This window comes from Winogradskyella psychrotolerans (assembly GCF_018860545.1).
In the GTDB taxonomy this organism is placed as follows: domain Bacteria; phylum Bacteroidota; class Bacteroidia; order Flavobacteriales; family Flavobacteriaceae; genus Winogradskyella; species Winogradskyella psychrotolerans_A.
The window spans coordinates 21,201-47,181 of record NZ_JAHKPN010000005.1 but is presented as its reverse complement, the minus strand read 5'-3'; the positions used below and the strand labels follow the sequence as shown (position 1 = coordinate 47,181).

The following is a 25,981-nucleotide window of genomic DNA, read 5'->3' as shown; positions in this document are numbered from 1 at the left end:
TATCAGTGTTCACAATTTTTTAAATATCAAAACGACCTAAGTTCATCACTTTTGCCCATGCGGCAACAAAATCGGTAACAAATTTCTCTTTACTATCGTCTTGTGCGTATAATTCTGAATACGCACGCAATATAGAATTCGATCCAAATACTAAATCAACACGTGTTGCTGTGTACTTCACTTCACCTGTATGACGGTTTGTAATTTGATATGTCCCATCGTCTTGAGATTTCCATTCGTAAATCATATCCGTAAGATTTACAAAGAAATCATTAGTAAGCGCTCCTTCATTTTCGGTAAATACACCATGTTTTGTGCCACCATAATTGGTGCCCATAACACGCATACCACCAACTAAAACAGTCATTTCTGCTGCTGTTAAACCTAGTAATTGTGTTTTGTCTAATAATAGTTCTTCAGGACTCACTACATATTCTTGTTTCTGATAGTTTCTATAACCATCAGCAAGTGGTTCTAAAGATTCAAAAGACTCCACATCGGTCATGTCTTGCGTCGCATCGCCTCTACCTGTTGTAAAAGGTACATTCACAGACATTCCTGCATTTTTAATGGCTTTTTCCACACCAACATTACCCGCTAATACAATTGTATCTGCCACGCTGATATTGAATTCAGCAGCAATAGGTTCTAAACCCCCTAGTACTTTTTGTAATTGTACAGGCTCATTAGCTTCCCAAGCATTTTGAGGTTCTAAACGAATACGTGCTCCGTTAGTTCCACCTCTAAAATCAGATCCTCTATACGTTCTTGCACTATCCCAAGCTGTAGACACTAATTCTGAAATTGTTAACTCTGTACTGGCAATTTTAGCTTTTACAGCATCAACATCATATTCATAATTACCTTTTGGAATTGGATCTTGCCAAATTAAATCTTCTTGTGGCACATCTGGTCCAAACCAACGGTCTTTTGGTCCCATATCACGATGTGTTAATTTAAACCAAGCACCCGCAAATGTATCAGAGAAATAATCGAAATCATTCATGAATTTCAATGAAATCTCTCTATAAATAGGATCCATTTTCATGGCCATATCCGCATCCGTCATCATGGGATTATGCTTTGTAGTTAAATCCTCTACATCTACAGGCTTATCTTCTTCTTTAATACTAACTGGTTCCCATTGATCGGCACCTGCAGGACTTTTTCTAGATTCCCACTCATGGTTGAATAACATTTCAAAAAAACCATTATCCCATTTAGTTGGATGCGTCGTCCAAGCACCTTCCAATCCACTGGTTACGGTATATCTACCTTTTCCAGATTTTGTAGGATTAGCCCAGCCTAGACCTTGCGCGTCAACATCGGCACTTTCCGGATCTGGTCCTAAAATACTTGCATCGCCATTACCGTGTGTTTTTCCAACGGTATGTCCACCTGCTGTTAAAGCCACCGTTTCTTCATCATTCATCGCCATACGCTTAAACGTCTCACGAACTTGTTCAGCTGTTTTTAATGGATCTTGTTTACCATTAACCCCTTCTGGATTTACATAAATTAATCCCATTTGTACGGCTGCTAATGGATTTTCCATAGTATCTGGCTTATCAACATTTCCGTAACGCTCATCACTAGGTGCTAACCATTCTTTTTCAGCTCCCCAATACACATCTTTTTCTGGATGCCAAATATCCTGACGACCAAAAGCAAAACCGTATATTTTTAATCCCATACTCTCGTAAGCAATGGTTCCGGCAAGAATAATTAAATCGGCCCAACTTACTTTATTGCCATATTTTTTCTTGATTGGCCACAATAAACGTCTAGCCTTATCTAAACTCACGTTATCTGGCCAAGAATTTAATGGTGCAAAACGTTGGTTACCGGTGCCTCCACCTCCTCGTCCATCAGCTAATCTGTAAGATCCAGCCGCATGCCAAGCCATTCTAATCATTAAGCCACCATAGTGTCCCCAATCTGCAGGCCACCAATCTTGAGAATCGGTCATAAAATCGTGAAGATCTTTTTTAAGCGCATCGACATCTAATTTTTTGAGTTCTTCCTGATAGTCAAAATCAGCTCCTAAAGGATTCGTTTTAGTATCGTGTTGATGTAAAATATCCAAATTAAGGGTATTGGGCCACCAATCGGTTACTGATGTTTCGGTTGTTGTAATGGCACCTTGCATAAAAGGACATTTGCCAGTACCTGATCCACCATGTGGATTTAATTCTTCATTTTCCGCATGTATTGGATCAGCAGAATCGTGGGTTAATTTTTCCATATATAATAATTTTTACTTTGTTTCTTCGATAAAAATATAAAATAATGATTTTCTGTTAGAATTTATCATATTTTATTATTTAATATTTCAATAACCAAAAACTATCGTTAAAAAATACTTAATAGATTTACTCAATAATTTTAGGAGTTATTTAGTATTTTATTTCAAAATAATTTCGTAACTTTTCTAAAATATTTAAACCTAATTATTATGAGCACTACAGAATATACAAAAGTTTATTACGGAAATTTTATTTTAGTAACACGTGTAAAAGATGAATTGGAACATGCAGGCATTGTTCCTATTATTAAGGATGAAGGTGAATCACAACGTTTAGCAGGATATGCTTCAATGAACCAAGGTTTTCAAGAGGTTTATGTTCATAATGATGAATTAGATAAAGCTATGGTGATTGTCAATCGGGTTAAGGGAGATATGGAAGCCGCTTCTTAGAATTTTTTAGTCAACGTATTAAACAAAAAAAAGCTAGTATTAAAAAATACTAGCTTTTATATTATATATAGTTACGATTAGACTATACAGGCATACCATACATCTTTTCACGTTGTTCTTTAATCTTTTTATCACTCATATATTCATCAAAAGTCATGTAACGGTCAATCACTCCATTTGGTGTTAACTCTATAATACGGTTACCAACGGTTTGTGCAAACTCATGATCGTGAGTAGTTAATAGAATGGTGCCTTTAAAGTTTTTAAGGGAATTGTTAAATGCTGTAATACTCTCTAAATCGAGGTGATTTGTAGGTTCATCTAACATTAATACATTGGCTCTGGTCATCATCATACGACTTAACATACAGCGTACCTTCTCACCTCCAGACAACACATCTGATGTCTTTAACGCTTCTTCACCACTAAAAATCATCTTACCAAGGAAACCTCTAATGTTGACTTCTTCGCGTTCTTCCTCTGTTTGTGCCCATTGACGTAACCAATCGACCAAAGTCAATTTATTATTAAAAAATGCACTATTGTCTAATGGTAAATACGATTGCGTTGTGGTCACTCCCCAATCAAACTTACCTGAATCCGCTTGTTCGTTACCATTTAATATTTGATAAAATGCCGTTGTAGCTCTAGAGTCTTTAGAATAGACAACGACTTTATCTCCTTTATTTAAGTTGATATCAATATCTTTAAATAAAACTTCATTTTCAATACTAGCCGATAATCCTTGTACGTTTAAAATCTGATCTCCAGCTTCACGGTCGCGTTCAAATATAATGGCTGGATAGCGACGACTAGAACGTTTAATTTCAGAAATATTTAATTTATCAATCATCTTCTTTCTACTCGTAGCTTGTTTAGATTTTGCAACGTTAGCAGAGAAACGACGAATAAAGTCTTCCAATTCTTTCTTCTTTTCTTCAGCCTTTTTATTCTGTTGTGCATGTTGTCTTGCTGCTAACTGAGAAGACTCATACCAAAATGTATAGTTCCCTGAGAAATGATTAATTTTTCCGAAGTCAATATCCGAAATATGTGTACAAACCGAATCTAAAAAGTGTCTATCGTGAGATACCACAATCACACAGTTTTCGTAATTCGCTAAGAAATTTTCTAACCAAGAAATGGTTTCGTAATCCAAATCATTGGTAGGCTCATCCATGATTAATAAATCTGGATTTCCAAAAAGTGCCTGCGCTAAAAGCACACGTACTTTTTGTTTACCATCTAAATCTTTCATTAAGGTATAATGTAAATCTTCCTTAATGCCTAAGTTAGATAACATGGCTGCAGCATCACTATCGGCATTCCAACCGTTCATTTCTTCAAACTGTACTTGAAGCTCCCCTATCTTTTCCGCATTTTCATCCGTATAATCAGCGTAAAGCGCATCAATCTGAGTCTTCAATTTATATAACGGTTTGTTTCCTTTTAAAATGGTATCTAAAACCGTATCGTCATCATGTTTATTGTGATTCTGTTCTAAAACAGACATACGTTTGCCCGGTTCTAAATGCACACTCCCAGAAGTAGGATCCATTTTACCTGCAATAATTTTTAGAAACGTAGATTTTCCAGCACCATTGGCACCAATAATTCCGTAGCAATTACCATTATTGAATGTTGTACTTACTTCATCAAAAAGTATACGTTTTCCGAATTGAACCGAAAGATTAGAAACTGATAACATGTTTTTATAATTTTAGTCAATTAACCTCCATAACTATTGAGGCGAATTTTTGAGAGTGCAAAAGTAGAAAATTAAACCTAAAATCTGCTATTTTCCAATAGGATGAATTTTAAAATAATCTTAAAATTTAAAATTCTAAAAGGTTTTATATCTTCAAAGTAAAAACTGAATCTAAAAAAATTAAAAATTTACGAAAATAATAACTGCAACATATCTAAGATTTTTGCCTTTAGCTGAAATAATTAAAGCCATTTACAACATTTAACGAGGTATTAACAACACTTACCCTAAGCATCTTATATTTTTGTTTTCTAACTATTATATTTTATATATGCTAACGCTACGTATCGCTTTTACTGTTGCTCTGTTATCTACTGTTTTTGGATGTCAATTCAAAGGTAATAACACTAGTGACTATGCGTATATAGGCGGTGAAATTATTAACCCTAAAAATAATAGTGTTGTTCTCTACAATACGAAAGGGCAAATAATAGATTCCATTACCTTAGATCTTAATAATAGATTTATTTATAAAATAGATAATCTAGACGCAGGATTGTATTCTTTGACTCATGGAGGTGAATATCAGATGCTATTATTAGAGCCTAATGACAGTATTATGCTTCGACTAAATACTTATGATTTTGATGAGTCTTTAGTATTTACCGGACATGGAGCTCGTAAAAATAATTATCTCCTTAAAACCTATTTATCTAACGAAAAAGAAGCGAAGCAGTTAGTGAAATATTCTAAAATGGAACCAGAAGCATTTAACACCTTTGTTGAAAAGCGCCGACAAAAGGAATTGAATAAATTTCATGAGTTTTTAAGACGTAATGAAGAATCTGAATTCTTTAAGTCTATTGTAGAAGCTAATATAAATTACAATTCATACGCAGATAAGGAGATTTATCCATTTGCGTATTTTGGAAACAATAAACTCATCCACATTAAGGATTTACCTGAGAATTTTTTCGAACATAGAAAACATATCGATTATAATGCCACGCATTTAAGTCGATTCTTTGCTTATAACCGGTTTCTATTTTCTCATATAGACAATTTAGCCATTCATGATTACTATAAGAATAACGCCTATCACAGTAAATTTAATAGGCACGCCATGGATTACAATAAGTCTAAATTAGATTTAATTGACAGTATTGTGTCAGACCCTATTATTAAAAATAATTTATTGAAATATAAGGCTAAAGAATACATCAGTTATAATCATACAGAGAATGAAGCAAATGACATCCTTGAGTATTACTTAGAAAAAAGCACTAACGAAGAAGATAAAACCTATATGAAAGATTTGGTGTTGTCTTTAAAATTATTGCGACAAGGAAATCCGTTGCCTAACATTGCTATTGTAAATTATAATGATACCGAACATTATATTAATTCGATTATTACAAAACCTACAATTATATATTTCTGGTCTTCAAATTCAAAAACGCAATATAAAAATAGCCATTATATGGTGGATAAGTTGAAATTAAATTTTCCTCAGACTGATTTTATATCCATTAATGTCAACGATAATAATGATAAGTTTTGGAAAAAAATCATCGATAACTACAACTTCCCAACAATTAAGGAGTTTAAGTTCAAGAACTCAAAAGAAGCCCGTAAAATACTGGCTGTAAACTACTTAAACAAATGTATTATAGTTGATGAAAATGGCATTATTTTACATCCTAATGCTAACATCTTCAATTCTAATTTTATTGATACGCTTGAAGACTTATTACAACAAAAGCACCTTATTGTAAAACAAGATGCTCTTAATCTTTAGTTATTAAAGTAGACATTTACTTTATAACTATATATGTATGCCTAGCTTAATTACCTTTATTATAATCTGCTAAGAATTTTTCTAAACCACTATCTGTTAATGGGTGTTTTAATAATCCTGTGATAGAACTTAAAGGGCCAGTCATAACATCAGCTCCTAATTTAGCACAATCAATAACATGCATAGTATGACGCACAGAAGCTGCTAATATTTCTGTATCAAAAGAATAGTTATCATAGATGTGACGAATCTCAGCAATAAGATTTAAACCATCTGTAGAAATATCATCTAAACGCCCAATAAATGGTGATACATAGGTTGCTCCTGCTTTAGCCGCTAATAACGCCTGCCCAGGTGAAAATACTAGAGTCACATTTGTTTTAATACCGCGATCCGAAAAATACTTACACGCCTTAATACCATCTTTAATCATTGGCAATTTTACTACAATTTGATCATGTAATTCAGCTAAAGCCTCACCTTCTCTCACCATACCTTCAAAATCGGTAGAAATAACTTCGGCAGAAACATCACCTTCTACAATATTACATATCGCAACGTAGTGTTTCATAATGTTATCAGTTCCTGTAATGCCTTCTTTAGCCATTAACGATGGATTTGTAGTTACACCATCTAAAATACCCATATCTTGAGCATCTTTAATCTGCTCTAGGTTTGCTGTATCGATAAAAAATTTCATAAAAACTTATTTTGAATTGTTGTGTTTTAATTAGCGCGAATTTACGACTTTAAGCCACATTTACAGGAATGATTTTTGAGAATATATTAACAATATCAAGTTCAATGGAAATCTATAACTTATAATGATTCATCAATAATTTCTCATACACCGCATCTGGAAGAATACGCTTTAAAATGATAGAAAATTTCTGCATAAATACTCCAACCTTATAATGGATTTTCGGGTTTTTAGTCTGAATGATTTTATATATCGCTTCTGCCATTTGCTTTGGATCGCTACCACCATCCACGTGCTCATCCATCATGCTTAACGTTTTTCCATAAGTCGCTTTATATGGAGAATCTTCTAAAGCCGGAGCGTGATAACGACCAGCCGCTATGTTGGTTGCAAAATCACCAGGTGCCACATTAGTCATGTTAATATTAAATCCCTTTAATTCCATTCTAAAGGCTTCAGTTACTAATTCTAGAGCACCTTTACTAGCAGAATAAATTCCTCTGTAGGGTAAACCCATATAACCAGCAATAGAGGTTACATTAATAATTAAACCAGAATTCTGCCGCCTCATTGTCGGTAAAACCGCCTTAATCACATTGATTGGCCCAAAAAGATTGGTTTCAAAATTGCGCTTTATTTCTACATCTGGAATCTCTTCTATTGGACCAGTAATACCTGCACCTGCATTATTTAAAAGGATATCTATTTGAGATTCGTGTGTTAAAACTTCAGCTATACATTTAGAAATCGTTTCAGCTTTTGTAACATCTAAAGCTACAATTGGAAATTTACTATTTGGATAGTTATCAGGATTTCTGCTAGTACCATAAACTTTAAATCCTTTAGTTTGAAGAAATTCACCAACAGATTTTCCAATACCGGAAGAACCACCTGTTATTAATACAACTTTAGACATACGCTTATATAAATTATGATATCGAAAATACAAATTCTGAAGTTAGGAGACTTTTTATAGCGTTCTAACCTCTAATTAGCACCTCTATAAACTGAAAAAATCTCGATTCGCCAAGGCTTTCAAGATTTGAGTTTAGGGTACAAAAAAAGGCAAGCTACCTACATCACACCGCTACGACCATTTACCTTTGCTGCGTTCCCGCCCTGGAGGATTCAACAGGAGCTGGTTGTGTAGGACTTGCCGGGTGCAAAGATACAATCTTTTAATACTTTCACAATAATTATCTACAGATTTTTAAACTGAATTTTATTTAATAACTTGCTGAAAATTCAAACCAACGTTATGCATATTTCTAAATATTTCATTCTCTTAGCATTAAGCTTAATTTTATCTAATTGTGGTGAAACAAATGCTTCCAAAATTTCAAGCCTATCTATTAATATGTCGGCAAAATCCTTAATGCTAGGTGACACTTTGAAACTTTCCATAAACAACCCTAAACAACTTGAAATCATAAAGGTTAGCTATCAATTGAACGGAAACCCTATTAAAAACAATACGGTTTTAGATGACGTGACTTTAGGCCACAAAGAACTCACGGCGATTGTTAATTTTGGAGATAAAACAGAAACGTTATCTAAATCCATTCAGATTTACAACAATATTATTCCATCTTATTACAACTATGAAGTGGTAAACACTTATCCTCATGACATTTCATCATACACACAAGGTTTAGAATTTTATAATGGCGAATTATACGAAAGTACAGGGCAAAGAAGAGCATCTAAACTTAGAAAAGTAAATTTTGAAACTGGAGAGGTTTTAAAAAACATCAATTTAGATGACGATCATTTTGGTGAAGGACTGACAATCTTAAATGATCAAATTTATCAATTAACGTGGCAAGCAGGCATTGGGTTTGTTTATGATGTAAATACTTTTGAAAAGTTAAAAACATTCAACTACGGAACAAGTAAAGAAGGTTGGGGAATTTGTAATGATGGTACCACCTTATATAAGTCTGATGGCACTGAGAAAATCTATTTTTTAAATCCGGATGATCTCAGCGAAAAAGGCCATATTGAAGTTTACACTGAAAAAGGTAAAATCCCAAATCTAAATGAAATGGAATGGATTGACGGTAAGATTTTCGCCAACATTTACCAACGTAATGGCGTACTAATCATCAACCCAAAAACAGGTGGTGTTGAAGGTGTTATAGATTTCAAACCTTTAAGAAAACTTGTCACACAACATCCTGAATTAGACGTTTTAAATGGTATTGCATACCACCCAGAACGTAAAACTATTTTTGTAACTGGTAAAAATTGGGACAAGATTTTTGAGGTCGAAATAACGAAATAATAGTAGCACTGTGCAAGTATTTGAAAAAACCATTACTGTTACTAAAGATGACATAGACGATCTTAATCATGTCAACAATGTACGGTATGTGCAATGGGTTCAAGATATTGCTAAGGATCACTGGTTAACCTATGCGACTGATGAGCTCACAGAAAATTATGCTTGGTTTTTAGTTAACCACTTTATAGAATACAAGAATCAAGCGTTACTTGGAGATAAATTACTTCTAAAGACTTATGTCCCTAAAGTAGAAGGCGTGACAACCACAAGGCATGTTGAAATCTTAAATGCTAGCACCAATCAATTAATTGTAAAATCAAAAGCTAAATGGTGTTTAATTGATGCTAAGACGCAACGACCAACGCGTATAGATCCAAAAATTGCTGAGCTTTTTAATTAACATTTTGTTAGGTTAAAGTTTATTTAAAACCCAGATTCCTTTCAACTTAATCCCTTTACTTTAACGCATCAATCAAATCAAGCATGCGTCAATTCATAATTCTCATCTTTTTATTAGCCTTACCTTTAGGTCTAATTGCCCAAGTTTTAAAAGGTAAAATCTATGATAGCAAAACAACCTTAGAAAACATTAAAGTCTTTAATGACACTCAAAACAGTGTAACGGTAACAAATAAAAATGGAGACTTTACCATCAATGCTGCTGTAAATGACACGATTCTTTTTGAATCCTTATTTTATCACCCAAAAGCCGTGGTATTAAACAAAAGTCATTTTGAAGGCACTGTTGTTTTTGAACTCAAAGAAATACTTACAGAGCTCGACGAAGTTGAAATCATGGCAGCACCTGAAGAACTGGTGTTTGTGGAAGAAACCTATAATCTTGAACTTAAAAATATGATTCAAGAAGACATAAAAAATCATCCTGAAAAATACAAACCTGCAGGTGCCACTTACGGTCCAGATATCTTTGCCATTATTGGTTTAGTTGCTAATCTTCTTAAAAAGAAGGACAAATACATTGCACCAACTTACCAACCAATTACCTATACGCAAATGGATTCGTTATTTAGTAAGAGTTCCTTTTTCAACACACAATTATTAACTGATAATTTAAAAATTCCAAAAGACAAAAAATATCTCTTTTTTGATTTTTGCGAGGCCAAGCAAATGAGTTCGAAATTACTTAAAGAAGAGAATAAAATGCAATTCTTAGAAGAATTAGTGGTAAGCAGTCAGCTATTCTTAATACTTTTAGAAGAATATGGTGACAAGAGCGTTAAGAAAAATAAAGATTAACCACTCTCAATCCTGAGAAGACAAGAATAACAATCTTCATATATTTATAGGTAACTATAATAAATCCTAACTTCAAAAGTTATATTTTTAAACCTTAATTATATTTATCACTTATGAAGCGATTGCTATCATTCTTACTTTGTTTTGGAATTTTACTATTATGGAGTTCTTGTCGTAACGATTTTGAATTTACACCAAGCAAAGGAAATCTTGAGTTTGCCCAGGACACCATTTATTTAGATACCGTTTTCACCAACATTGGCTCTAGCACTTATAATCTAAAGGTGTATAATCGCAGTGATGATGATATTGTGATTCCGACCATACAATTTGAAAATGGTGTAAATTCACGTTATAGAATGAATATTGATGGTAATACAGGATTAGAAGATGCTCAAGAAGGTAAATTCTTTGAAGATGTAGAGTTATTAGCGAAGGATAGTTTATTCATTTTTATTGAAACTACTATTGATATTTCAACTTTAGGAGCTTTAGAAAATCAGTTTTTATATACCGACAAAATCCTATTCGATTCTGGAAATAACCAACAAGACATTGATGTAGTGACCTTAGTTAAAGACGCTGTTTTTATCTATCCCAGTAAAGATGACACCACAGGTATTGTTGAAACCCTAAGTTTTGATGTTGATGGTGATGGAACACCAGACGAAACCACATTAGAAGGTCGTTTTCTTACAGATGATGAATTGACATTTACCAACGAAAAACCTTATGTTATTTATGGCTATGCAGGTGTTGGCGCAGGAAAAACCCTAACCATGGAAGCAGGTGCTCGTGTGCACTTTCATGCGGATTCTGGAATTATAATAACCGATAATGGCTCACTAAATATTAATGGTGCATTAAGTACAGATCAAGAAACCTTAGAAAATGAAGTGATTTTAGAAGGTGATCGCTTAGAGCCACTATACGAGGATATCCCTGGACAATGGGGCACCATTTGGTTGTATAACGGCAGTGAAAATAATACGATTAATTATGCGACGATTAAAAATGCTACCATTGGTATATTGTCTGAAGGAAATCAGGATGCACCAAGCGATAAATTAACGATAAGGAATTCTCAAATTTATAATGTCAGTAGTTTTGGAATATTAGGACGAGCTACATCTATAAGCGCAGAAAATCTAGTTATTAATAATGCAGGTCAATCTTCATTTGCGGCAACGTATGGTGGAAAATACAACGTGACCCATTCTACCATTGCTAACTACTGGAATAGTAGTTTTAGAGAATACCCTGCCCTACTCATAAATGATTATGTTCTTGATGAAAATAATACTGTTTACACAAATGCATTAATAGAAGCTAATTTTAACAATTGTATTATTTATGGTAATGATAATCCTGAATTTTCACTTGAAAATGAAGCCGATGAATTTAATTTTAAATTTACAAATTGCTTATTAAGATTCAATAATAACGACCTTTCCGGCAGTGGTAATTATGATTTTGAAGACGAGTCATTTTATTTGGGCAATGTATTTAATGAACAGCCCTATTTTGAAAACACTTCTGAGAATATGATGCGTATTGGTGACGATTCTGGTGCAAACGGCATCGGACTATCTACTTTTGCGGCTCAAGTGCCTTATGATATTTTAGAAATAAGTAGAACTGCTTCTCCAGATGCTGGAGCTTACCAAAGTGTTGTATTTGATGAAGACTAATTATGCTAACTAAGAAACGTGTAAAACTTCTAAAAGGTGTTTCAATAGTTATACTAATTCTTGGGTTTTTAGTTGTACACTTCTTTGTACCTCGACTTATTTCTGAAATCCGGAATCCTGTCGTGGGTTTAATAAAAAGGAACAAAAATAGTAGCTTCGATGCTGCGACTATAAAAGATTCAAATTTAAAACAAAAAGAAGTCGTCTTTAGTTCTTTTGACGGCCTTAAGTTATCTGCACGATTGACGTATTCCAGCTTAGACTCAGCAAAAGGAACGGTTATTCTGTTACATGGCATTCGTTCTAATAAAGACCATTTTAAGGAATTAAGCTATTTCTTATCCGAAAACGGTTTTAACTCCGTAGCACTAGATTCTAGAGCTCACGGAAAAAGCGAAGGGAATTTTTGTTCTTTTGGTGTTAATGAGAAAAAAGACGTTAAATCCCTTATTGATTATTTATCTTTAAATGAAAACCTAAATCATTTTGGTGTCTGGGGACAATCTTTAGGTGGAGCAATTGGTTTGCAAGCTATGGGTTACGACCATAGAATTGAGTTTGGTATTATTGAAAGTGCTTTTTCAGAGTTCAGAACCATTGTTAATGATTATTTTGATCTCCATGCTGGTTTCAGTTATACCCCTTTTTCTAATTATTTGGTTAATAGAGCTGGGCAAATTGCAGAATTTGATTCTAATGATGCTTCTCCAATTGCATATTGCAAAAACATAAATCAACCGATATTAATTGTACATGGTAATGAAGACGAACGCATTAATATAAAATATGCGAGAGCTAATTTTTCAAAAATACCAAGTTCTAAAAAAGAATTTATAGAAATTGATTCTGCCAATCACTCTAATGTATGGAAAGTTGGTGGTGATGCGTATTTTGAACGTGTATTAACGTTTATGAATGAAAACAAAAGCCTTTCAAACTAAATTATCTGACTTTATAAAGCTAATTAAATTCTAGAATTGGAATAATTATTGATGCTTTAAACTTGAAACTCATATAACGCATAAGTCATGATTTTAAAAAAAATACACCTGCTTTTAGCCTTAATTCTTTTTTCATCATTTTACTCCAGTTTAAAGGCTCAAAATTCAGACCTGATTAGTGCAAGCTTAAGTTTATTAAATAGCGTAAATAATGGTTGCGACTGTTGTAATACACTAAATATGAATCAACCTTTTTATGAAGGAAAAATTATCTTAAAAGACAGTACTGTTTACACTGGTAAAATTGCTGTTAATCAACCTTTCGAGAATAAAATGATTACTATTTTGAATATTGATAAGAACTACGCCCCTATTGATAACGCCTTAATTAAAGAAGTTCACTTAGAACATACTGAAAATAAAAATCTGACAGAAACCAAGTTTATAAATCTGAATAGTGATGAACGATTATACAGATTAATCTATCAAAATGAATCTTTAGTTACTGTATATGATTCTTCTAATAAGCTACTTGACGATTTATTAGTTGGACGAATAATCATTAAAGAAAATAACACACTAACAGACACATGGAGCTTTTGGTCTTCTGGACCAAAGAAAGATCTGATAAATTATATAAACGAAAGAGATTTTACCAATTTTAAGCGAAGAAATTTTAAGTCTTTAAATGACATATTTGCTAAATTATAATAAGTGATTATGAATATAGAAAGCCTTTCAGACTAAATTGAAAGGCTTTCTTTATAATGATCGAATAGGTTTAAACTGCGTCGATTATGCTCAGTCACCAAAAACATATCTGGTTTATTTAAAATAACTTCTTATAATAATCATCGGCCATTCTTCGACTTGTAAACTCTGGTATCACACCATCCATAGCACTAAAAACTATATCCTGCCATTTTTTAGGTTCATCGTAATACGTTGGGATTACTTTGTTTTCTAAAATATCATATAAATTATCGGCATCAATTTTATCTTGATCCCAAACTGGTAAACGATAATCCAATTCAGGTAAAACAAAACAATTCTCTCCGTCTTTTTCAAATTCAGGAATCCAACCATCATTAGTCGATACATTTACAGAACCATTCATAGCCGCTGTCATTCCGCTCGTTCCAGAGGCTTCTCTTGTAATACGTGGTGTGTTTAACCAAACATCAGATCCACATTTCAATTTTTTAGATAAATCAATTTCATAACCTATGAGTACCGCTAAATTGTGTTCACCTTTAGATTGATTTACTAAATAATTAAAAACATCGATGGCTTGATAATCAAACGGATATGGTTTCCCTACCCAAATAATTTGAACCGGATACTTTTCGTTAGAAATTAATCGTTTAAAGCGTTCTATATCATGTAATAATAAATCGGCTCTTTTATAACCAGCAAATCGTCTTGCCCAAACAAACGTCAACACTTTAGGATCAAATATTTTTCCGGTTTGTTTATAAACTTCATCAAACAATTCCTTTTTCAGAATGGTTTTTCTGGTCTTATAGGCTTTGGCTTTTTTATTCGTCCAAGCTTTTTTAATACTAGTATCTTGCCAAAATTTCTGATTTTGTGCGTTAGTAATTGGTATAATATCACTTACGCCATCATAATTCTTCCACATATCATTCGCCACTTTCGCATGCAACTTTGAAACACCATTGGCTTTTTTAGCCATGCGCAGTGCAGCAATCGTATAATTAATCATGCCGCCATTCACAGTTTCCTGTTGCAATTCCTCTTCAGAGAGTGTTCGTCCAAAAAAGCCGCATCTGTTTAAATGTCTCGCTTCTCGCTCTTCATTTCCTGCTTTTTCTGGTGTATGTGTTGTGAAAACCATTTGATCTTTCTTCACCCCTTTATCTCTTAAATAATAAAAGGCAGGCAAGGCATGTCCTTCATTAAGATGATATGTGTCTGCTCCTCCTAAAGCCTCCACAACTTTAGCTCCACCAATTCCTAAAATGATACTTTGCGAAATTCGTGTCACAGGATTGTTGTCGTATAAATGATTCGTAATCGTACGAGATAAATGATCATTACCTTCAACATCGGTACTTAAAAAGTACATGGGTACGGTTCCAAAAACTTCAGGTTTTAAAACATAAGCTCTCACTTTTACATGTGGGTTATCGTGTAGCTTCACCTCTACTTCTATTCCTGTATCTTCAAGAAAATCAAAATGCTTCTCGTTAAATTCTGTTCTCAACGTTTGGTCATCATTTCTCGCTTGATCATAGTAGCCGTATTTCCAAAGCATACCAATACCAATCATGTTTTGCTTTAATTCAAAACCAGATCGCATGTGCGAACCTGCTAAGAACCCGAGTCCTCCGGAGTAAATATTAAAAGATTGATCAATTCCAAATTCCATACTGAAATAAGCAACTTTCTTCTTGTACTTTGTTACTGGTTTATAAGGGTGAAACCATGTATTATATTTGTTTTCCATTTGAAATAATCTTTAAAACTGTAAAATTACCACAAAGCAACTATGGTAACATATGATAAATGTCACTAAAACACAGCTTAGTGTTAACTTTTTTAAATTAATCTGCAAATAAAAAAGCCTTTCAAAATTAATTGAAAGGCTTTCTTACTTTTATTATAGACTCTTCAGGTTTTTAGTCTGACTACACGTAGTCACCAACATCTGCTAGAGATGTTTATTTTAAGACCTACGCATTAAATAATGCACGTCCACCCATTAACGTATTAACTTTTTCAGCAACACCTGCTAAAACCGTTTCGTTTTCATGATTAGTAAGTGCTTCATCTACTAAATCTACGATATAAGACATATCGCTTTCTTTTAAACCTCTCGTCGTCACTGCAGCAGTTCCTATTCTAATTCCAGACGTTACAAAAGGAGATTCGGTATCAAAAGGGACCATATTTTTGTTCACAGTAATATCTGCTTTTACTAAAGCGTTTTCAGCATCTTTACCCGTAATATTTTTATTTCTAAGGTCAATTAACATCATATGATTATCCGTACCTCCAGAAATTAAATTATAATCTTTAGCAACAAAAGCTTTTGCCATAGCAGCTGCATTGTGTTTTACTTGTAACATATAATACATAAAATCATCCGTTAAGGCTTCACCAAACGCAATCGCTTTAGCTGCTATAATATGCTCTAATGGTCCGCCTTGATTTCCTGGGAATACAGCAGAATCCAATAAACCAGACATTTTACGAAGCTTACCATTCTTTAATGTAATACCGAATGGGTTTTCAATATTTTCACCCATCATAATCATACCACCTCTAGGTCCACGTAAAGTCTTGTGCGTGGTTGTGGTAACCACATGGCAATGTGGCATTGGGTCATTCAAAATACCTTTAGCAATTAATCCAGCAGGATGTGAAATATCCGCTAATAAAACCGCTCCAACACTATCAGCAACTTCTCTAAATTTTTCAAAATCAATATCACGAGAATACGCCGAAGCCCCAGCAATAATTAATTTTGGCTTTTCTTTTTGCGCTTGGTCTGCTAACATATCGTAATCTATGTAGCCCGTATCTTTCTTTACACCATAAAAAGTAGGACGGTATAATTTACCTGAAAAATTTACAGGAGAACCATGCGTTAAATGCCCTCCGTGTGACAAATCGAAACCTAATATAGTATCTCCAGGACTTAAACAAGCATGAAATGCAGCTGTGTTTGCCTGACTACCAGAATGGGGTTGTACGTTCACATACGCAGCACCAAATAAAGTTTTAGCACGATCGATAGCAATTTGCTCAACTTCATCGACAACCTCACAGCCACCGTAATAACGTTTACCAGGATAACCCTCGGCATACTTGTTAGTTAATACAGAACCTGCAGCTTCCATAACTTGGTCGCTAACAAAATTTTCTGATGCTATTAATTCTATACCATCAATCTGGCGTTCTTTTTCAGCTTGTATGAGTTCAAATATTTGTTCGTCGCGTTGCATAAATAAAGTGTTTGTTAAATCGATACAAAAATAGTGAATACATTAGTTTAAATATCAAAAATTATGTAGGTTTGAATGAATTTAATGAACAATTAATCAACAATAACTCTATGCCATTATCCGCTAACAATCCAGATCGTACCTCATGGTTACATGTCGGTAAAAACTCAGATTTCCCAATTCAGAACATTCCTTTTGGTGTTTTCTTAACTAGAGACGACATTATAACGATTGGAACTAGAATTGGTGATACTGCCATTGATCTTGGTGCTTTGCATCAATTAGGTTACTTTGAAGGGATTCCGTTAACTGACGATATCTTTCTTCAAGACACATTAAATGATTTTATTGCTGACGGCAGAAAAACGTGGCGTTTAGTTAGAAACCGAATTGCTGAGATATTTGATTCGGAAAATGATGCATTAAAAAATAACGTTCCGCATAAAGAGACGATTCTGTTTCGTTTAGATGAAATTGAAATGCAATTACCTATTCAAGTTGGTGATTATACTGATTTCTATGCGAGTAAAGAGCACGCGACTAACGTTGGGACTATGTTTAGAGATCCAGATAATGCATTAATGCCTAATTGGGTACATATGCCAGTGGGTTATCACGGTCGTAGCTCATCAATTATTCCGTCTGAAATTCCGATTCATCGTCCACAAGGTCAAATTTTACCTGCAGATGCAGATGCGCCTGTTTTTGGCCCATCAAAATTAGTCGATTTTGAACTGGAAATGGCGTTTATTACAACAGATGCTAATGATTTAGGAGAACCAATTCCTATTGAAGAATCTGAAGAATACATCTTCGGACTCGTTTTATTTAATGATTGGTCTGCTCGCGATATTCAGAAATGGGAATATGTGCCACTTGGACCTTTCTTAGGGAAAAGCTTTGCCTCTTCAATGTCACCTTGGATTGTCACTTTAGATGCCTTAGAACCCTTTAGAACTGAAAGTCCTAAGCAAGATCCAAAACCATTAGAATATCTTCAAACAGAAGGAAAGAAGAGTTTTGATATTAATTTAGAAGCGGCTATTCAACCTAAAGGCTCAAAAGAAACGACGGTTAGTAAATCGAATTTTAAATATATGTATTGGAATATGGCGCAGCAATTAGCACACCATACAGTTAATGGTTGTCCTGTAAATTCTGGAGATATGATGGGCAGTGGAACTATTTCTGGGCCAACACCAGATTCTTACGGTTCTATGCTAGAGCTAAGCTGGAAAGGCACAAAACCTTTAAAAATGAAAGATGGAACGGAACGTAAATTCATCAATGATTACGATACCGTTATAATGAGAGGTTATTGCCAAAACGATGATATACGCATTGGTTTTGGACAGGTTAAAACACAGTTATTACCAGTGTTTAATCCTAAAAAAAAGAAGTAATTTTGTAACTATAAATTTTTAAAGGAAGACTACGTCTATTGACAGAAGTCTTCCTTTTTTTTTGATTATTATCTAAAAAAATGGCATGAAGTTAATAACCGTTTTAGCATCTTCAAAAATCCAAACAAAAAAACCAGAGAACATTAATTCTCTGGTTTAATTTAAACTGTCAACCTAAATTAATTTAGGACGATATATAAATATTTAAACTACCCTTTCAACCAAGCTGCTCTTACTTCTTTTTGAGCTTCAGTAGCATTCTCATCCTCAATTATAGATTCAGATGGTGCGTAAGCCTTAGTTAGTTTTGTCTTTATTTCTATTGGCTTACCATCACGCTCTAAATCCATTGTAATCTCTTGTCCTTCTTTCCATTCAAACATTCCACTTATCACGTCATTAGCGTTATACAATGTTAATTCCCTGCCATTTACTTTCTTAATCACATCACCAGCAATAACACCTTGCGCTTTCCAAAAGGAGTTATTTAATACCATTGGTGAAAAGAAAATCGTTCCTTCAAGTTGGTCACCATCAAAAATAATATTTTGTTCACCAGCAAAAATATAATTAGTTTCCATGGCTGTTTCACCTAAAGTTAAACCAACTATTGCTAAATAATCATTGTAATTAATTGGTAAATCACCTTGAACATGCGTTCTTAAGAATTCACCAACACTTGGATAGGTCATTGCAGTAATTTCAGCAATAAGACTATCATCAACAAAAGGTTTTTCTTTTCCGTATTTAGCAGACAATTCTTTCATTAAGGATAACATACTTCTATTACCATTACTTTCTTTTCGCATTAATATATCAATACACATACCTATTAATGCTCCTTTATAATAGACATTATAATAATTAGTGGCATAAGGTTCGTTTAAAACATTTTCACTCATAATTGTGAAACTCATAGCATCATCCCAACGCTTAGAGGTTTTAATTTTAGAATACATCGTATTGTAAAACTTACTGTTATCAATTAAACCTTCATACACTTGAAAATGTTGCGCAAAATACTCAGTCACACCTTCATACATCCATAAATGTTTAGAAAACGTTGGTTTGTTATAATCAAAATAATGAACATCTTCAGAATGAACCGATAACGGAGTTACAATATGAAAAAATTCATGAGCAATAACATCAATTATCGCCTCTTTAAGACTTTCTGAACTTTCATCTTCGGCAAATACACCTACTGTAGACGTATGATGCTCTAATGCACCAAAACCTTTAGGATCTTCTTCTCCACCTCTGGATAAGTACAAATAGATATCATAGCGAGGTGTGCTATTGACATCACCTAAATACTGTTTTTGAGCCTCCATCATTGTATAAACCGTCTCTTTTAAACTTGCTGCTGTATGTTTACCCGTAGGAGAATAAAGACTTAAGACAATTTTAATATCACCAACCATAAACTCCTCAACATCTAGATTTCCATACATCATTGGATTATCTGTAATATCAAAATAACGCTGACCAAAATAGCTAGTGGTCATAGACTTACCATCTTCACTAAGCGTCGTTCCTTTATCTTCTAATGCAGAAGTTCGTACGAAACCAGAGGGTGCTGTTACATCTACAGCATATTGAGCATTCTTTAATGCATCAAAATATCCAATAAATCCGTGCAGATTTAATACAAAATTATCTTCTTCAATATTTGTGCCTGCAGGAGAAAATGGCTCTTCACCACCAATACCACCAACACTTTCAATATCAAAAGTATCATTAACATAATACTGAAGCTGATCTAATTTTTCAGCATTTGCAATAGTCCATGTATTGTCATCTACTTTTGTTGTAGCAAGTTCATTTCCATCATAATCTAAGGCTTTAAAATCGTCAATATATTTTCCGTAATCACCAATTGAATAAGTGCCTTGTACAACTCTTGGTAATCTATAAGTAACCGTTTGAGCAGTAAAACGACCAGGATTAATTGTTACTGGTACTCTATCATTACTCACTGCTGTTAAATCTAAAGCTGTATAAATTGGATTGCTTACTGCTAAATCATCTACTGTTGTTTTTGCAGATCCACAACCTACTAAAACGATACTTAAGCCAAGAATGGCTAAATAATTCCTCATGTTTAAATTTTTATTTTTTTTTAAGACGCACAAATCTACAATGTGTTACTATTAAAAACCTAAAGGTTTTGTTAAAAACACAAATAAATACCTCGTTGTTAATTCGTTTAAAAAAAACAAATTGACTAATTCACTAAAATTTTCGTAATACTCATTCCTCTATTGGTATAGGTTTTCATAACATAAACACCTGATTCGATACCAGTTAAGCTTACATCAGTATTTTTAGAAACAAGAACCCGTTGGCCAGAAGTATCGAATAGTTCAATTTGTTTAAGAGTTTGCCCTTCTTCTAAGTGAATTTTTAATAGGTTAACTACTGGATTTGGATAAATTTTGAAGTTATTGTTTATAGCATGATTATTTACCGATAGAGCCTCTTTTAAATCATACACCCGAACATGGCCAGAAGCTGAACCATTAACACCATCATTATAAGGTGCGCCTATAGCTAAAACGAAACCATCAGGACTTAGGCAAACTGAACGTCCGGATAAATCACCAGAGGCTTCACCGTCAATATCAGAGCCCACCTGTATCCAAGTCCCTCCTTTATCTAGAAACACCCTTACATGTCCTGCTCCAGGACCATTTCCGTTATTACCTTGTGCTCCTACAGCTAAAACATCTCCATTGTTATTTAGGCTTAAGGAATACCCAAACCCATCACCCGTTGCTTCTGCATCAATATTACTACCGATTTGCTCCCATACATTCGATTCATATTCGTAAACCCTCACATGACCAGTATTGACATTTGCATTTTCTGATCCAAGAGCCAAGATCGTTCCACTAGAATTTAAGCCCTCTGAAAAACCACAATTATCGCCTGCAGCTTCACCAAAAATATTAGACCCCAATTGTACCCAATCACCACTCTGATTCTCATATACTTTAACATAGCCAGACTCGAAATTCTGAATGGCTCCAACAGCCAAAATAGAGCCATCATTACTAAATTGAAGGGAATGTCCAAACCTATCACTAACTCCCTCGCCAATAATAGAATTTCCTATTTGAACCCAATTATCATCTTGGTTCTCATAAACTCTTACTTGACCGGAATCAAAACCATTACTGCTATCATGACCAGGTTCACCAATTGCCAAAATATTACCACTACCACTAAGCGATAAAGAATAACCTGAATTATCACCTATGTCTTCCCCGAATATCGTAGTGCCTATTTGTACCCAATCTCCATCTAAGTTTTGGTAAACTTTTACATAACTCAGAAAGCTAAGTGAGGCACCTATTGCTACTACGCTACCATTTGAATTAAGGCTTACTGAATAACCTAATTGATCATTAGCGTTTTCTCCGTCTATATCTTGACCTATCTGTACCCAATCATTATCAACATTTTGATATACTCTCACATGCCCAGACCAGATACCATTGCCGCTATTATTATAACCTCCAATTGCTAATATTGAACCATCTGAAGAAATACTAACACTTTGACCAAAACTATTTTCTGAAGCTTCTCCATCGATATCTTCTCCAATTTGAGTCTGAGAATTAGAATAACAGAAGCATATTAATAAAAGAAAAATAAAAACTTTATTCATAAAATTATTCATATTTTGCTTTGTAAAACTAATAAAAATGCAAGAGAACCTAATCAGTATTATAGTCCCTTTTAAAAATACTGAAATATACATTCACCAATGTCTCGATTCTATTGTGAATCAAAACTATAATAATTGGGAAGCTATTTTTGTTAATGATAATTCTACTGACGACTCAATTCAAATAGTGGAACGCTTTTCCAAAAAGGATAAAAGAGTTAACCTATTAAATAATTTGGGGAATGGCATTATTGAAGCTTTAAAAACAGGTTATGATTATTCTTCTGGAGCCTACATCACAAGAATGGATAGTGATGATTTAATGACACCTATCCGACTAGAAACCATGGTTTCTAATCTTGAAAAACATGGTAAAAAACATTTAGCTGTCGGACAAGTTAAATACTTTAGAGCCGATGGGTTAAGTGATGGCTTTGCACGTTATGAGCAATGGTTAAACTCGTTAACGGTTGAAGGTAAAAACTATTCTGAAATTTATAAAGAATGCGTCATTCCATCTCCTTGTTGGATGCTACATCGCGAAGATTTTGATGCCTGTGATGGTTTCAATTCTGATATTTATCCTGAAGATTATGATTTAGCTTTCCGGTTTTATAAAGCTGGATATACCTGTATTCCTTGTGATAAAGTATTACTGCATTGGAGAGATTATAGCACAAGAACCTCTAGAACACACGAGCATTATGCTGAGAATTCTTTTCTAGACCTTAAAGTAAACTATTTTTTAGAGTTAAACTATGATTCAACAAGACCATTAGCAATTTGGGGAGCAGGACTCAAAGGCAAAACATTAGCCAAAATACTCTTGAAACAAAATATTCCGTTTTTCTGGATTTGCGATAACCCAAAGAAAATAGGAAAACACATTTACGATCAAGTACTTTATAATTTTGACTATCTCGCTGAACTTAAAAACCCTCAAAGTATCGTTACTGTTGCTAATACAAAAGCTCAAGAAGAAATTACACAATATTTTGAAACTCAAAATATGCAAGCGATGACGGATTATTTCTTTTTCTGTTAAAATTCTCAAAAGCGAAACGAGGTAATCTCTTTGTATTCTATATATTTGAAGTATTGAGACCTTGGAACCATTTAAACTCTAAAAGGTCTGTAAAAAAACTATGGCAGTAGTTACTCTAATACATATGAAATTAAAATTCGTAATTTTATTTCTTTTTTTTATGGCGTTCTTTGGATGGTCACAAACTACAAAGTATGACTATAAAGATGGATACAATTTCATATCAAAAGCTGAAAAATCTTTTAAAAAGAATAAGATAGAAAAAGCTGAAGAATATTTAGTAAAAGCGAAAAATAGTAATTTTGGTTTTTGTGGTAATGCATGGGCAAGTGCTTATAGTTCCATAGAACTTTTAGAAGCTCAAATTGCGAATAAAAAGAAAAATTACAATCTTTCTTTAAAAATATTAGATTCAATAAATGGATGTAATTATGGTGGAGATTGTAATAGACGAGATGTGATCAAAATAGAAACGCTTTTCCTTAAGCATGGTAAAAACAAAGTCATTGAGGCTTTTAAGAATGTAACTGAAGTAAATGAGAACAATGATGATCAGAATAACCCATACTCAGTTTTTCTAAAAGAATTTAATTACAATTTTAATTTTGGTGGCAGTTATACTATTATTAATGTGGATAGCGATGGAGAACCGATAGAACAAACACAAACAACTAATAAATTTATTATTGTTGCTAGACGATATAAATTTTATAAATTAATTGAGAACTAAACTGCGTTTAAAATGACAGTTGCGTAAACCTTAAAAATAAAGAATGCAGTTTAAAAACCCCGAATTACTTTACGCCCTATTTTTGCTGATCATTCCAATTCTTATACATTTATTTCAGCTACGTCGTTTTCAGAACGTTGAATTTACCAATGTTAAGTTTTTAAAATCGGTAAAGCTTCAAACACGAAAGAGTTCTCAACTAAAAAAGTGGGTAACACTAGTCACCCGAATGCTACTTTTAGCCTGTATAATTATGGTATTTGCTCAACCTTTCATTCCAAATACTGAAGACTTTAACGACACCCAAGACACCGTGATTTACCTAGATAATTCCTTTAGTATGGAAGCTAAAGGTCGTAATGGTACATTATTAAATGAAGCCATTCAAGACATCATCAACACCTTACCTGAAGACGAAAAAATCACTTTGTTTACGAACAACCAAACCTATAGAAACACAACCGTTAAAGTCTTAAAAAACGATTTAATTCAGTTAGCTCATTCACCAACACAACTCAATTATGATGCTGTATATTTAAAAGGGAAGCAATTGTTTTCTAATACAGGTGCTGCAACAAAGAACTTAGTTTTAGTATCCGATTTTCAACAAAAAGGAAGTCTTCTAAATTTTGAAAAAGATTCAACGGTTCAACTAAAATTAGTGCAACCGAAATCAACACTCACATCAAACATTAGTATTGATAGTCTTTATGTTACTAATAGAACAACTGAAACTATAGATTTAAATGTAAAATTATCGAACGCAGCTGAACCTATAGATAATGTGTCTATTTCCTTATTTAATAACGACGTATTACTGACTAAAAGTGCTGTAGATATTGATAAAGAAGCTGAAACAACCTTTACAATTGCCAACAATAAAGTGATTAATGGAAAGTTGGTTATTGATGATCTTGGCTTACAATATGACAATACCTTTTATTTTAATATTAATTTAAAACCAAAAATTAAGGTCTTAGCGATTAATGAAAATGCAGACGATTCGTTTTTAAAACGTATTTACACAGCGGATGAATTCGACTATAATAGTTTCAAATTAAACACACTAAATTTTAACTTAATTCCTGAGCAAAATTTGATTCTACTCAATGAGCTAGAAACCCTATCAAATGCTTTGAAAACGGCTCTAATTGCCTATAAAAATGATGGAGGAAAACTAGTCATTATCCCTGCAGATAAAATCGACGTAAACTCTTATAATCAAATTTTAAAAGACTTATCATTACCTACATTTGGTAATGATAATACTAATGAAAAACGAATAACGAGCATCAACTATAACCATCCACTATTGGCCAATGTGTTTTACTCTAAAGTAACAAATTTTCAATATCCCAAAGTTGAAAAACCATATCGATTTTCGTCAAATTCTAATGCTGTGTTATCTTATGAAGATGGTACCCCTTTTTTAGCTGGTAATACACATACATATGCGTTTTCTTCTGCTTTAAATTCGGATAATTCAAACTTTAAAAATTCACAATTAATTATTCCTGTGCTCTATAATATGGGATTACAGAGTTTGAAACTATCTCAGTTATATTATACTATTGGCCAGCCAAATTCTATTGCCATCCAAACTTTAATAGGCCAGGATGATATATTAACCTTAGCGTCAGAAGACACTTCAGTTATTCCTCTTCAAAAAACATATAGTAAATCTGTGATTTTAGAGACAGAAGATTATCCAAATACTGCTGGAATTTTAAATGTTAAGAATAAGGAACAGATACTTCAAAATTTAAGTTTTAATTACGATAGAGCTGAAAGTAACCTCAGTTATTATGATTTAAGCACTTTAAATAATGTATCTGTAGATACGAGCTTAGCAACCACAATTAATACCATAAAAAGTAACACAAGTATTAATGCGTTATGGAAATGGTTTGTTATTTTTGCATTAGTATTTTTAATCCTAGAAATGCTACTATTGAAATATTTAAAATAAGTATTTCAAAATTTAAAAAGTGATTAAGTTAATGCGTTATTTAGACTGCTTGAATAATTAAATAACTAGAAATAAACTATTTAATCGTTTGATCGTAACCAACTAATAACAAA

Annotated in this window: 20 protein-coding genes and 1 other RNA gene; 12 read left to right on the top strand and 9 right to left on the bottom strand. The window is 33.3% G+C overall.

The window, feature by feature from the left end:
* Window positions 1-19 precede the first annotated feature (19 nt).
* The gene (gene katG, locus KO515_RS02465) at window positions 20-2,245 is read right to left on the bottom strand and encodes a catalase/peroxidase HPI (RefSeq protein WP_215934801.1); all 2,226 of its coding nucleotides are present in this window, start codon (window positions 2,243-2,245) and stop codon (window positions 20-22) included.
* 210 nt (window positions 2,246-2,455) lie between these two features.
* Here katG and KO515_RS02460 point away from each other — a divergent pair, with 210 nt between their 5' ends.
* Window positions 2,456-2,698: a putative signal transducing protein gene (locus tag KO515_RS02460; protein ID WP_215934800.1), complete on the top strand. Its 243-nt coding sequence runs from the start codon at window positions 2,456-2,458 to the stop codon at window positions 2,696-2,698.
* Between the two features lie 82 nt (window positions 2,699-2,780).
* Here KO515_RS02460 and KO515_RS02455 read toward each other — a convergent pair whose 3' ends face one another.
* Complete coding sequence (locus KO515_RS02455) at window positions 2,781-4,406, bottom strand: ABC-F family ATP-binding cassette domain-containing protein (RefSeq protein ID WP_215934799.1); 1,626 nt, start codon at window positions 4,404-4,406, stop codon at window positions 2,781-2,783.
* A gap of 331 nt (window positions 4,407-4,737) precedes the next feature.
* Between KO515_RS02455 and KO515_RS02450 the strand changes: the two genes are divergently transcribed.
* The gene (locus KO515_RS02450) at window positions 4,738-6,204 is read left to right on the top strand and encodes a TlpA family protein disulfide reductase (protein WP_215934798.1); all 1,467 of its coding nucleotides are present in this window, start codon (window positions 4,738-4,740) and stop codon (window positions 6,202-6,204) included.
* Between the two features lie 46 nt (window positions 6,205-6,250).
* Here KO515_RS02450 and fsa read toward each other — a convergent pair whose 3' ends face one another.
* The 3 genes from fsa to ffs form a co-directional block, all read right to left on the bottom strand.
* Complete coding sequence (gene fsa, locus KO515_RS02445) at window positions 6,251-6,904, bottom strand: fructose-6-phosphate aldolase (RefSeq protein ID WP_215934797.1); 654 nt, start codon at window positions 6,902-6,904, stop codon at window positions 6,251-6,253.
* Window positions 6,905-7,016: 112 nt separating this feature from the next.
* The gene (locus KO515_RS02440) at window positions 7,017-7,820 is read right to left on the bottom strand and encodes an SDR family oxidoreductase (protein WP_215934796.1); all 804 of its coding nucleotides are present in this window, start codon (window positions 7,818-7,820) and stop codon (window positions 7,017-7,019) included.
* A 144-nt stretch (window positions 7,821-7,964) separates the two neighbouring features.
* Window positions 7,965-8,063: signal recognition particle sRNA small type (ffs, locus tag KO515_RS02435), an RNA gene on the bottom strand.
* A 99-nt stretch (window positions 8,064-8,162) separates the two neighbouring features.
* On the opposite strand from ffs, the gene KO515_RS02430 reads away from it, so the two are divergent.
* From KO515_RS02430 to KO515_RS02405, 6 genes are all read left to right on the top strand, one after another.
* On the top strand, window positions 8,163-9,188 hold the full coding sequence (locus KO515_RS02430) for a glutaminyl-peptide cyclotransferase (protein WP_215934795.1): 1,026 nt from the start codon (window positions 8,163-8,165) through the stop codon (window positions 9,186-9,188).
* A 10-nt stretch (window positions 9,189-9,198) separates the two neighbouring features.
* A complete protein-coding gene (locus KO515_RS02425) occupies window positions 9,199-9,588 on the top strand; it encodes an acyl-CoA thioesterase (protein ID WP_215934794.1) in 390 nt (129 codons plus the stop codon).
* A gap of 83 nt (window positions 9,589-9,671) precedes the next feature.
* Complete coding sequence (locus KO515_RS02420; protein ID WP_215934793.1) at window positions 9,672-10,445, top strand: carboxypeptidase-like regulatory domain-containing protein; 774 nt, start codon at window positions 9,672-9,674, stop codon at window positions 10,443-10,445.
* 113 nt (window positions 10,446-10,558) lie between these two features.
* Window positions 10,559-12,136: a right-handed parallel beta-helix repeat-containing protein gene (locus KO515_RS02415; protein ID WP_215934792.1), complete on the top strand. Its 1,578-nt coding sequence runs from the start codon at window positions 10,559-10,561 to the stop codon at window positions 12,134-12,136.
* A 2-nt stretch (window positions 12,137-12,138) separates the two neighbouring features.
* Window positions 12,139-13,077, top strand: coding sequence for an alpha/beta hydrolase (locus KO515_RS02410; protein ID WP_215934791.1), 939 nt, complete (start codon window positions 12,139-12,141; stop codon window positions 13,075-13,077).
* A 240-nt stretch (window positions 13,078-13,317) separates the two neighbouring features.
* Window positions 13,318-13,788, top strand: a complete 471-nt coding sequence (locus KO515_RS02405) for a hypothetical protein (RefSeq protein WP_215934790.1) — start codon at window positions 13,318-13,320, stop codon at window positions 13,786-13,788.
* 118 nt (window positions 13,789-13,906) lie between these two features.
* Here the strand turns inward: KO515_RS02405 and glgP are convergent, their stop codons facing one another.
* On the bottom strand, window positions 13,907-15,547 hold the full coding sequence (gene glgP, locus KO515_RS02400; protein WP_215934789.1) for an alpha-glucan family phosphorylase: 1,641 nt from the start codon (window positions 15,545-15,547) through the stop codon (window positions 13,907-13,909).
* A gap of 226 nt (window positions 15,548-15,773) precedes the next feature.
* On the bottom strand, window positions 15,774-17,048 hold the full coding sequence (gene glyA, locus KO515_RS02395) for a serine hydroxymethyltransferase (protein ID WP_215934788.1): 1,275 nt from the start codon (window positions 17,046-17,048) through the stop codon (window positions 15,774-15,776).
* Between the two features lie 110 nt (window positions 17,049-17,158).
* Between glyA and fahA the strand changes: the two genes are divergently transcribed.
* A complete protein-coding gene (fahA, locus tag KO515_RS02390; protein ID WP_215934830.1) occupies window positions 17,159-18,451 on the top strand; it encodes a fumarylacetoacetase in 1,293 nt (430 codons plus the stop codon).
* 209 nt (window positions 18,452-18,660) lie between these two features.
* Here the strand turns inward: fahA and KO515_RS02385 are convergent, their stop codons facing one another.
* Window positions 18,661-20,553 carry a peptidase M61 gene (locus tag KO515_RS02385; protein WP_215934787.1) on the bottom strand — a complete coding sequence of 631 codons (1,893 nt, stop codon included), beginning with the start codon at window positions 20,551-20,553 and terminating at the stop codon, window positions 18,661-18,663.
* A gap of 125 nt (window positions 20,554-20,678) precedes the next feature.
* Window positions 20,679-22,124: a T9SS type A sorting domain-containing protein gene (locus tag KO515_RS02380; RefSeq protein WP_215934786.1), complete on the bottom strand. Its 1,446-nt coding sequence runs from the start codon at window positions 22,122-22,124 to the stop codon at window positions 20,679-20,681.
* 37 nt (window positions 22,125-22,161) lie between these two features.
* On the opposite strand from KO515_RS02380, the gene KO515_RS02375 reads away from it, so the two are divergent.
* From KO515_RS02375 to KO515_RS02365, 3 genes are all read left to right on the top strand, one after another.
* Window positions 22,162-23,169, top strand: a complete 1,008-nt coding sequence (locus KO515_RS02375) for a glycosyltransferase family 2 protein (RefSeq protein WP_215934785.1) — start codon at window positions 22,162-22,164, stop codon at window positions 23,167-23,169.
* A gap of 100 nt (window positions 23,170-23,269) precedes the next feature.
* Entirely contained in the window at window positions 23,270-23,899 is a 630-nt protein-coding gene (locus tag KO515_RS02370; RefSeq protein ID WP_215934784.1) for a hypothetical protein, read from the top strand.
* A gap of 43 nt (window positions 23,900-23,942) precedes the next feature.
* Window positions 23,943-25,868: a BatA domain-containing protein gene (locus KO515_RS02365; RefSeq protein ID WP_215934783.1), complete on the top strand. Its 1,926-nt coding sequence runs from the start codon at window positions 23,943-23,945 to the stop codon at window positions 25,866-25,868.
* Window positions 25,869-25,981 lie beyond the last annotated feature (113 nt).